The organism is Hymenobacter psychrotolerans DSM 18569, assembly GCF_900142395.1.
In the GTDB taxonomy this organism is placed as follows: Bacteria; Bacteroidota; Bacteroidia; order Cytophagales; family Hymenobacteraceae; genus Hymenobacter; species Hymenobacter psychrotolerans.
The window spans coordinates 21,967-32,382 of record NZ_FRAS01000033.1; the positions used below are offsets into that span (position 1 = coordinate 21,967).

General features: G+C 59.6%; 6 protein-coding genes. 2 read left to right on the forward strand and 4 right to left on the reverse strand.

Annotated features, from left to right (window positions below; translation table 11 throughout):
- Positions 1–221 precede the first annotated feature (221 nt).
- The 4 genes from pbpC to BUE15_RS19435 all read right to left on the reverse strand — a co-directional run bounded on the left by pbpC (position 222) and on the right by BUE15_RS19435 (position 9,623).
- Positions 222–2,549 (reverse strand): penicillin-binding protein 1C, encoded by a 2,328-nt coding sequence (gene pbpC, locus BUE15_RS19420; protein WP_244535987.1) that lies wholly within the window; start codon positions 2,547–2,549, stop codon positions 222–224.
- Positions 2,550–2,594: 45 nt separating this feature from the next.
- A complete protein-coding gene (locus tag BUE15_RS19425; RefSeq protein WP_073288648.1) occupies positions 2,595–3,371 on the reverse strand; it encodes a protease inhibitor I42 family protein in 777 nt (258 codons plus the stop codon).
- A gap of 152 nt (positions 3,372–3,523) precedes the next feature.
- On the reverse strand, positions 3,524–4,021 hold the full coding sequence (gene bamE, locus BUE15_RS19430) for an outer membrane protein assembly factor BamE domain-containing protein (RefSeq protein WP_073288650.1): 498 nt from the start codon (positions 4,019–4,021) through the stop codon (positions 3,524–3,526).
- A gap of 16 nt (positions 4,022–4,037) precedes the next feature.
- Positions 4,038–9,623, reverse strand: coding sequence for an alpha-2-macroglobulin family protein (locus BUE15_RS19435; RefSeq protein ID WP_073288652.1), 5,586 nt, complete (start codon positions 9,621–9,623; stop codon positions 4,038–4,040).
- A gap of 274 nt (positions 9,624–9,897) precedes the next feature.
- On the opposite strand from BUE15_RS19435, the gene BUE15_RS22670 reads away from it, so the two are divergent.
- Positions 9,898–10,185 (forward strand): DUF6678 family protein, encoded by a 288-nt coding sequence (locus BUE15_RS22670; RefSeq protein ID WP_396276193.1) that lies wholly within the window; start codon positions 9,898–9,900, stop codon positions 10,183–10,185.
- A partial coding sequence (locus BUE15_RS19440; RefSeq protein ID WP_139252442.1) for a transposase occupies positions 10,145–10,416 on the forward strand: 272 nt, incomplete at its 3' end. The genes BUE15_RS22670 and BUE15_RS19440, both read left to right, overlap by 41 nt.

Sequence of the window (10,416 nt, forward strand, 5' to 3'; positions counted from 1 at the left end):
CTAATCAACTGGTTGCGACACTACTACGCAGTAGCGGCAAAACCCGTCGGCACTCCGAAAACGGAGTACAGCATAGGTAAACCCGCTACCCCCCCGCATTGTTGAAATGCCAGACTGAAAAACCAGGTTTGAAGGCTACTCCAACCCTGGCTCGGAAAGTAAAAGAATCTGGTAATTTCTCAGGGTAAGACGTGTGCTACGTTTTCTGAGGGCAGATGTTTTTATAGCTCCGTTACCGTCACCAGTACATCAGTATTGCGGCCGTGGTCGTCGGCGCAGGATATTTTCAGGGGGCCGGGCGGCGGCTTGATGAAGACCCGCTCGGTGGGAGCAGCGGCCTGCAGGAATTTGTCGTTGACGTACCAGAACACCTGGCGCACCTCGTTATCGGTGGTGCAGGTGAGGAGCAGCTGCTGCTTTTCGTGGCGGTTGAGGACGTACTCGGTGTTGGGGGTGGGGGAGGTGATGCTAGGCGCCCGCTCCGCGCCACCGCGCACCAGCTGGCATTGCGGGTTGTGCGGGGGCAGCCGGCGGTACGGAATGCCCTGGGCTTCCTTGTAGGCAACCACTTCGGGCAGCAGATTCGGGTACAGCTCCCGCCGATACCCGGCCGCCGGCGCACAGGCCCGGCAGTAGGTAAAGCTCCCATCTGCCGACACCAGTACTTCCCGTACGTGCTGGCACCGCTGCCCGCTGCTCACGTTGGGCAGGAAGTAGTCGATAATCTGATTCGGGCAGTTCTCGCCGGGCACCAGGCCACTCTCCGTGCACACCAACCGGAAATCCAGGGCTGCGGGAGGCACAAACCAGTCGTTGGGCGAATTGTAGGCCAGGGTGTTGAACAAGTCGAAGAGCAGGGGCGTGGCCACTTCGGAGCCCGTCAGGGCCGGGCTACCCTGGCCGCTGAAGTTGCCTACCCACACGCCAATCGTGTACTGCTTGTTGTAGCCGATGCTCCAGGCGTCGCGGCGGCCGTAGCTGGTGCCGGTTTTCCAGGCAATTTTGGGCAGCCGCATGCTGCTGGCCGCGTTGATGGGCAGGTCAGGCCGGGTGAGCTGAGCCAGGATTTCGGTGGTAAGGAAGGCCGAGGCTTCGGAAATGAGAGGACTGGTTGACGTGCCTTTCCTGGTAGAAACCAGTTGTAGGCCACTATACTGCCCACCTTCGGCCAGCGTCACGTACAGATTCGTCAGCTCTTCCAGACTCGCGCCGCAGCCGCCCAGAATGCTGCTGAGGCCTAGCCGGGTGCGGTTGCGCGTCACATTCTGGAAGCCTGCCTGGCGGAGCTTATCCGTGAAGGTGGGCACGCCTAGCTGGTTGAGCACCCGCACGGCCGGAATGTTGAGCGAGTAGGCCAGGGCGCGCTCCAGCGTCACCTCGCCGTTGCAGTGCTTATCGAAGTTCTCGGGGCGGTAGCCCTGGAAGTTGGTGGGCACATCGGGCAGGAGCTGCTTGGGCGTGACGAGGCCGCGGTCCATGGCCAGGGCGTAGAGAAACGGCTTCAGCGTACTGCCTGGCGAGCGGACCGCTACAATACCGTCGTTCTGGCCCTGGTTGGCAAAGTCGCGGAAGTCGGCAGAACCCACGTAGGCCTCTACCTGCCGGGTACGGTTATTGACCACCAGCACGGCGGCCTGCGTGATGCCCAGCTCGTAGAGCCGGCGCACGTAGTTGCGGGTGAGGTCCTCGGCTTTGGCTTGCTTGCCGCGCTCTAGGCCACTCCGGATGATGGCCTGCCTCGGAAACTGCCGCACCAGCCGCCGCGAAAGGTGCGGCGCAAGGGTCGGGGCAGCGTGGCGCTGCACGTCCAGGGGTTCCAGCAGGGCATCTTCTACCGCTTCTTTCGGGAACAAGCCGGCTTCCCCGAGCCGATTTAGCCACCGGTTGCGCTCCTGCAGCACGGCCGCGTTGTTTTTGCCCAGCACTAAGCCTCTAGGCCTGTTTGGGATGATGGCCAGCGTGACGGTTTGGGCCAGGGAAAGGTAGTCGGGTGTTTGCTGGAAGTACAGCAGCGCTGCCGATTTCACGCCCTCCACGTTGCCGCCGTAGGGCACGAGGTTCAGGTAGAGCTGCAGAATCTCGTCCTTACTGTAGTGAAGTTCCAGCTGGGTAGCGCGCAGCATTTCCAGCAGCTTATTGCCGAAGGTGCGCTCTTTGGGCTCCAGCAGCCGGGCTACCTGCATGGTAATGGTGCTGGCCCCCGTGGTACGGCCGGTACCGAACAGGTTGCGGCCAGCCGCCTGCACCAGCGCCACTGGGTTTACCCCAAAATGCCACCGGAACCACCGGTCTTCCTTCTCCAGGATGGCCTTGCGCAGCACCGGCGTAATCTCGCGGAGCTCCGTTTTCATCCGCCACTTCTGAGTGGGGTTGAGGTAGGCGTGCAGCACCGAGCCATCGGCGGCCAGCACAATGGGCGAGTATTGGGGGGGAGGCGGCAGCGGGAAAAGCAAATCCAGGCCCCCGACCAACGCCAGGACCACTGCAACTCCTATAAGAACCTTAAAAGCGCGTTTCATGCAGCCCGTCAGCCCGCGGCGTTCATCCATGGATTAGGGGTAGCAAGATAGAAAGTCGGCGGCGCTGGTGCGGCTTTATTTAGGTGGCTCGGGCACTTCTACCTCCAGCTCAAAGTCGCGCTTGGGTGGGGCCTCGTTGTTGGCGGCGTTGCGGTAGAGGAAGCGGAGCGTGGTTTTGCCCGGGTTCAGGGCCTGGAACTGAAACGTCACGTCTTCCTCGCTACCCGCTTTGGCTTTCTTCTTCGGCTTTTTGGCGGGTTGGGGGGTAGGAGGCTGGATCAATTGTATCACGTTATCGGCCAGAGGCATTACCTCCCATTGATATTGCGAGCCAGCGGTATTGTCAAGCCGAATAGCCAGTTGGTCGCCCTTATTCACCTTCACACTGCTATGGTTGCCATACTCCGTGACGTTCACGTTTTTCGCCACGCCCGGCTTGTCAATGGTCACAAATACCCGGAAGAAACCACCCAGCGAGGAGTAGCCCGTACCTGGCTGCGCTGAAATCAGCGCCAGGTCTAGGCCACCGGTGCCTACCGCCTGAAAGTGAATTTCAAACGTAGCCGGCGCCCCCGGCACGCCGCTGCTCAGCCCCGGCAGACTATGCGTCGTCGTAACCGTCAACTGTCCCGGATACGTCTGGGTCAGGCGCCAGCCGAAGCGCGGCGAAATAGTCGGCAGCCGCACAATCAGCTGGTCGCCTACGTTCAGCTGCACCTGCTTGCCATTGTCGGCGGCTGTGAGGGTTACGATGTCAGCTTGAGCTGGAGTTGGAATAAGTAAAACTACCCCGAGCAAAAGCAGTAGTGTACAGCGCAGAAAGGCTGCGGCAATAAGGGAAATCAGTTTCATATATCGCACAGCAACAAACATGTTTAACAGTAACACAGCCGGCTACTTAACAAGTGCCGGCTGCGTAAAAAGCGGTTATAAAGTGTACGAAGCTGTGTGTGAAAAAGCTGCGGATGAGCTACGTTGCTAGGCCTATGTTTGCTGGGCAGGACTCACGTTTCGTGTATCCAGTAGCGCACCACTTTGCCATTACTGAATTGCAAAGACAGGGCGTCGCCATCAATAGGAATGAGTTTGGGCGTCATGCCCAAATAGTACTCCCAAGTAGCTTCAGAGCTAAACTTCATATCAGGTGTCCCTAATAACTCAACTACTTGTTGCTCAGTAAGGCCAACCAGTTTGTGGGAAGCTACTAAATCCTCAACCTGCTCATAGCGTTTAGGCAAATTAGTAGCCCAGTCGGCTTTGTTGAAATCCCGATGTGGGTAGTACAAATAGATGGCAAGAATTAGATAGGGAATGGCCACGCAAAGCAGCGGCGTAATCAGAATAGCCGCCGGAAGAGCTATCCTAGTCGGCCGCTGCAAGGAGGGCCAGAAACGTGCAATCAGATAGGCTACTACTCTGAAAACAAGCAGGCCTAGCAGGCCTACGCATATCAGCAAAACTGTGTAGAACAGGATGGTTTGCCAGAGCATAGCTAACAGCATATAAGTAGATAAAGAGTTACCGCACCCGCACCACGCCGCTGCCGGCGTAGCTGTGGTACTCGGCGTTGTACATGGCGTCGGCGCTAACGGGGCCGAGCTTGAAGGTGCCTTTGCTCACGGCGCGGCAGAGGTAGTAGAACGACTGGGGTGTGGGTGTAACAGTAGTGAACAGGTTAATCCGGTCGTCGCGCACGTCCATGTAATCGGGTTGGGCGGCGTCTTTGGCCCAGGTCAGGTCCCGGACGGCCCCAATGCGTGGGTTTTCGATTTCCAGGCCGGCGGGCAGTAGGTCTGTAATGGCCACGTTCTTGACTTCACCTGCCGTTTCAGCCGATTGAATAGTGATTTTAACGACTACCAGGTCGTTTTGCTTGAAGGAGGTAGAGCCCACTAGATTGCCGTTACGGTCCAAGAACTGGCGGCGGACTTGCAGGTAGGCGTCTTCCTCGCGCACCTGGCCGGTGGGCGAAATGCCCTCGGTTTCCCAGAAGTAGTAGAGGCTGCCTTTGCCGCTGGTACGCAGCTGCAGCTGGCGGTTGGCCACGTTGCTTACGGTGAGGTCTTTGCCCGAGAAGTTGCCGATGGCTTTGCCATCGGCCAGCAGGCTAGCCACTACCGTGCTACCGGCGTTCTTCTTGGCCAACTTGCCTAGGGCCAGCAGTGCAAAAGAGCGTTCCTGCGTGTTGAGCCAACCGGCCTGCTTCACTTGGCGGCTGAGCTGACGGGCCAGGGTGCTTACCTGCGGGTTAGCCGGGTCGGCGGCGAGCAGGGCGTTGAGTACCAGGGCTTCATCCCGAATAGGAGAGGAGAAGGCACCATCGAGCTGGCGGACGGCGATGGTGGGTGCAGCACCGAAACGGGTAGGCACGGTGCTTTGGTAGCCGCGCTGGTTGCCGCTTAGGGCGAAGGCCGCCGCCAGCAGGTAGCGCGAATCTTCGGCCAGCTGGGGGCGGTTGGCTTTGTAGTAGTTGAGGCCTACGGCATCGGGGCGGCCGGCCAGGGCCAGCACGTAGAGCGAGTAGGCAATTTCCTTTTTGGCCAGCGTCACGGGCTGAATCACGCCGCCGGTCTGGATGATGTTGTATGTCTCGGTTTCGCGCTTGCGGACGCGGGCCTGCAGGTAGCGGAGCACCCTATCGAGCACGTTCTTATTTACATCGAAGCCGGCTTGCTGGGCTTCCAGCAGGAAGTGGGCGGCGTAGGTGGTAGCCCACCAGTTGTCGTAGTCGCCGCCGGGCCAGTAGCTGAGGCTGCCGTTGTACATCTGCTGGGCTTCCACCTTCCGGATGGCTTCCTGCACGTGGTAGTTGGGATTGTATTTAGTGCTTAGTGCCTGGTGCTTAGTGCCTGGGTCGTTCTTCTGGCCCAGGGTGGCGGCCAGGTCGCCGTAGTACAGCTGCGGGAAGGCGGCCGACACGGTTTGCTCCAGGCAGCCGTAGGGGTATTGCAGCAGGTAGCGCAGGTCCTTGGCAAACTCCGTCATCGGCGAGCGGCTCACCACCAGCTGGCTCCGCAGGGAGGAAGGCAGGAAGTCGGTGCGCAGGTTCAGCTGCTGGGCCGCGCCGCCCGCCACCACGCCTGCCCCCGTGCGCTTCTGCAGCGGCGAAGCAGGACGGATGGGTAGTTCGATGGTTTCTTTCAGTACATACAAAGGTTCAGCGCCTTCTTTTCTAAAGTGCATACCAGGCTGGTTAGGTTCTTCACACTTGTATGTATGGGCTTCAATCTCCAGATAGCCAGCTCCGATAGAAGAAGCAGTGTAACGATACATCACTCTAGTTTCCATATTCGGCTTAAGAGATACACTCTTAACACTATAATGAGAGCCTAGTGAAGGAATATAGCCATCAGGCACTTGGCTTATCAATTTGCTGGACGGAAATAGAGTGACATCAAGAATTTTCCCCGTCGTATTCGTCAGGGTCACCGGCACGTCAATCGTGTCACCGGGACTTAAAAACCGTGGCAATGCAGTCGAAATAACCACTGGGTCGGCGACGCGCATGGTGTGCTCGGCGGAACCGAAGGCGTCGTTCTTGTAGGCTACTGCCATGATGCGCACAGCACCGCTGAACTGAGGCACTTGCAGCTTGTAGCGCACTTTGCCGCTGGCATCGGCGGTGAGCACGCCGCTCCATTTGGCAAGCAGCTTCACGCGGCGGTTGGGCACGGGCGTGGTGCGGCGCGAGAGGTCGTAGCCGTCGCCGCCGGTGCTGCTGGTGCCCAGCTCGGGCAGCAGGAAGGGATACACGTCGTGGGCCTGCACTTCCAGGGCGCGCTTCTGGTAGAAGTAGCCGTAGGGGTCGGGCGTGCGGTAATCCTTCATCTGCAGAATGCCCTCGTCCACCATGGCCAGCGTCACCTGCGCGCCGGGGGCGGTGGTGACTTCAATGGTCTGGGCGGTCTGGGAGCGGCTTTGCGTGGGCGCTTTAATAGCCACTTGCAGCTTGGCGCCTGGCTTTTCTACCGTGAGTGGCACGAAGCCGCGGGCCACCGTGAGGGGGAGGCGGTTGTCCTTGATTTCGCGGATGGCGGTGGCCGTCACGTACACGTTGGGCACGTGGCCGGTGCGGATGGGGATGCTCACGCGGGCCGATTTCTCGTCGGTGTTCAAGTAGAAGTGGTCCAGCACCCGGTCCCGCTCCACCGTCACGAGTACGCGGCCCGGGAAGGGCGTTTTCAGCAGGAGGTTGGCGGTTTCGCCGGGCTGGTACTTGGGCTTGTCGGCCTCTATGGTCACTTCGCCCTCGTTGTTCACCTCGAAGGAATTGCTCTGGGTGTCGCCGTAGCCGTAGGCATACACGCGCTGGGCCACATAGGTCACGGCCCCTGGCCTAGAAACCCGGATTTCGTACTCACCGGAATAGGTGGGTGTGAAGTTCAGGCCGGCATCGGAGCCGCCGCTGGCTACCGTCACGTTGCGGCTTAACACCACCTGCTCACGCTTCTGCGAGTTGTAGATGTAGCGGCCGCCCTGACGCTCAATCACCGTTTCCCAGAGTAGGCGTACCACGCGCACCGTAGCCTGGGCCGAGGTAGGCGTACCGGCCGGCGTGAGAGCCACCAACCGCACGGGCAGGGCCTGGCGGGTTTGCACCAGCTCGTCCATATTTTTCACCCCAAACAGCACCGGTTGGGTCTGCACCTCGAAGGTAGCCAGGCGGTTCACGGGGCGGCCGGTTTCGTCGAATACTGTCGTGAAGGCCGCGCCTTCCAGGATACCGAGGTCAGAGTAGTCGGGCACCTCGTAGGTGGCAGTGCCGCGGCCAGCGGCGTCGGTAGTGCCTTCGCGGGTGGTCTTCTCGAACCGGTCGGAAATGGGTGTGAAAACCTGGTCGCCGTACTGGCCGCGCTGCTTGTCGCCGCTGTTGATGGCGAAGGTGTAGTCGGCGTAATTTTTTGGGGTGAAAGGCTTTTCCTTGAGCGAAAACTCCACCTCAAACTTGCGGTCGGCCGCGGGCGGACCAAACAGGTTTTGGGCCGTAATCAGGGCCGAAATGGCTTGGCCGGGCTTCGCAACTGGCCTAGACGCCTTCACCGTCACCTTCATGCGGTCCGGAATAAACTCTTCCACCGAAATCTGGCGCGAGGCTAGCAGCACATCGTTGCCGGTCAGCACTTCCATCGTGTAGAGGCCGGTCATCACGGCTGGGGGCAGCAGGAAGCGCGCCTCGAAGGAGCCGGCTGCATTCAGCGTTTTCTGCAGACTGGCGTATTCCTTGCCGGTGGGCAGCAGCAGCCGAATTTTTACCGGCAGGCCCTTGGGCGGCGCCTGCCAGTCCTCGGTCCGGATGACGGTATTGGTCTGGATGGTGTCGCCGGGGCGGTACAGGTCCCGGTCGCCGTAGAGAAAGGCCTGGTAGCGGGCCGCGTTGCTCTGTAGGCCACCCACCTCGAAGCGGGAGGTTTCTACGCGGCTCCGGCTCAGGTCGAGGAAGGTGAAGTCGTTGCCCTGCTGGGCCATGACCATGCCCAGCCGGAAGCGGCCGTTCTGCGCGGTGCTGTCGAATTTTGCTACCCCCTCACCATTGGTAAGGCCGGTGCCCATTACCTGGTTGTTGGTACTGATAAAGCGCATTTCCACACCACTTAGCGCTTTGGCGTTGCGGATAGAGTTGGCAAATACCAGCGTGCTGCCGGCCTTGCCCTGCTTCACAATCAGCCCGATATCCGACACGGCCACCAGCTTGCTTACCTGTAGCCACTGCCGCTCGGTATCCTGCACCTTAATGATGTAGAGGCCCTTCAACCCACCCGCAAATTCCAGGTCCTTGAGGTTCAGGTTCAGCAGCCGCAGCCCCTGCGCCTTCGGCAAGCCCGACACGGTGTAGGTGCGCTCCGTGAGCACATTGCCCAGGTTTTCTACGTCGTAGTATTGGTAGGAGCGGTCCACGTATTCTCCCTCCTCGCTCTCTTCCTCTTCGCCCGACTCTTCCCCATCGTAGCCGGGGTAGCCGTACTGGGTGCCGCTGCGCAACAGTTGTTGAATGTTATTGGCATACACCTTGGCAATGGTCACCTTCACCTGGCCTACCTCGTTGATGCGCACGCCCAGGTTGCGCGAACCCAGCGCATCGAGGTACATGGCCTTCTCGGCGCTGGCAAAGCTGATGGTCGGCCGCTCGTCGGAGAAGCTCACGGTCTGGGTGAAATTTTCGCTGAGGTGCCCGCCCAGGCCACCCCGCAGCCCCTGGCGCAAACTCACCTGATAGCTTTTGCCTACCTCAAAGCCGCCCTTGAGTCGGAAGCCGCTTTCCAGTTCCTCCACCTCGTAGGCCACCTGCGGTGACACCGACAACGCATTGCGCAAGTCGCCGGTTGTTACCGGCTGGTTGGTTAGGATGGTAATGACCGGGTCGGCCGATTGCAGGGTGCCCGTGATGGAGCGTATCTCTAGCTCCTCCGGATCGGGTACCTGCACCTGCTTTTCATAGTCGGAGGTAGAAGCCTGGTCGCTGCCCTGAGCGCGCAGACCCTGGCCTAGCGCCACCGTGAGCGGCGAGCCGGGGCGCACCTGCTGGTTGAGGCTCACGCGCACCACCTGGCCCGGCTCCCCGCTCACCTCGAAGGCCACGGGCTGACCGTCTTGGGTCACGCGGAGCAGGGGCTTCACGTCGGCGGGCTTTACGCTGTAGTTGAAAGGTAGCTCCACGCGCATTTCAGCCGTGCCAGCCGCCCGCTCCGAGCGGCCCCAGAACGCCTGGGGCTCCTGCAGCTGCAGGTAGGGCGTATGAAATTTCTGGCGGTTCTCGGGTAGCTCTACGTTGCGTTTGCCTTCCGGCAGGGCCTCTTTGCGCAGGGTAGCCGTGAAGGCGGTACTGGGTTTGAAGGGCGTGGTGGGCGAGAAAATCAGCTCCCGGTCAGAAGTCCACTTGAACTTGCCGCGCATGGCCGGCTCGAACTTCACCACCTGCACCGTATCCCAACGGTCCTGCTGCTCTGGACCGGCCACGGCATCGGCAAACTGAAACACCAGGTTCTGGTACGGGTCAATTTCCTCGCCGTTGGGGTCCGAAGTGGCATCGGAGCCCGACTTGGAGCAGGCATACAGCAAAGCCAGCAGCACCAGCAGCGGCAGGCGAGAAACGGAGCGGGGTAGCATGGATAGAGAGGAGCTTAGAAAGGACGCCGGAAGGTATAGAAAAACGGCGTTTCTGCTATGTTGTGTGTAGGTTTAGGAGGAGAGATACTTACGCGAAATAATAGAGGTAACCGGTAAATGAGTAAGCTGCTAACAATACAACATTTAATAGAGAGTACACGCTGTAAGATTAGGCTTAAAGTCTATCACGAAGACTCAGCAACTGAATGGCGGTGGTTTTGGCTTGCCTGTTGAAGGTTACATTGAAGTAGCAGGACCTGAACGAATATAAGATATCGAATGGGTAGAGCTTGACCCTATTGTGGTGACTCATATAGGCCGACTGGTGCCGCCTAAGGTAACTGTCGCTACAGACGACATTATTCAGGTATTGAATGACGAAGGAATTGAGTATGCAATAGTGAGGGGCACAATCAGAATATACGGTCAGTCGTTAGTATCAGCTTTAGATGAACGTGTAATGGACAATGTGAGGTGGTCGAGTAAATGTGGACAGAATAGGGTCTTATCTTTCGAATGTCATGCAAGACAGTCCCCAACCCGCCAAACGTCGGCGTTATGACGCTACCTTCCGGGCCGAGGCCCTGCGTTTGGCGGGCGAGAGCCGCTCGACCCAGGCCGCCGCTCGCGCCCTGAATATTAGCCCCAAGCTGCTCTACAAGTGGCAGAAAGAAGCACTCACACCCGTGGCGGCGGCTCGTGGGGCGGAGCTGGACCCGGCCACGGCGACCGAGCTGCGCCAGCTGCGGGCTTTAGCCCGGCGGCAGGCGCAGGAGCTGGATATTTTAAAAAA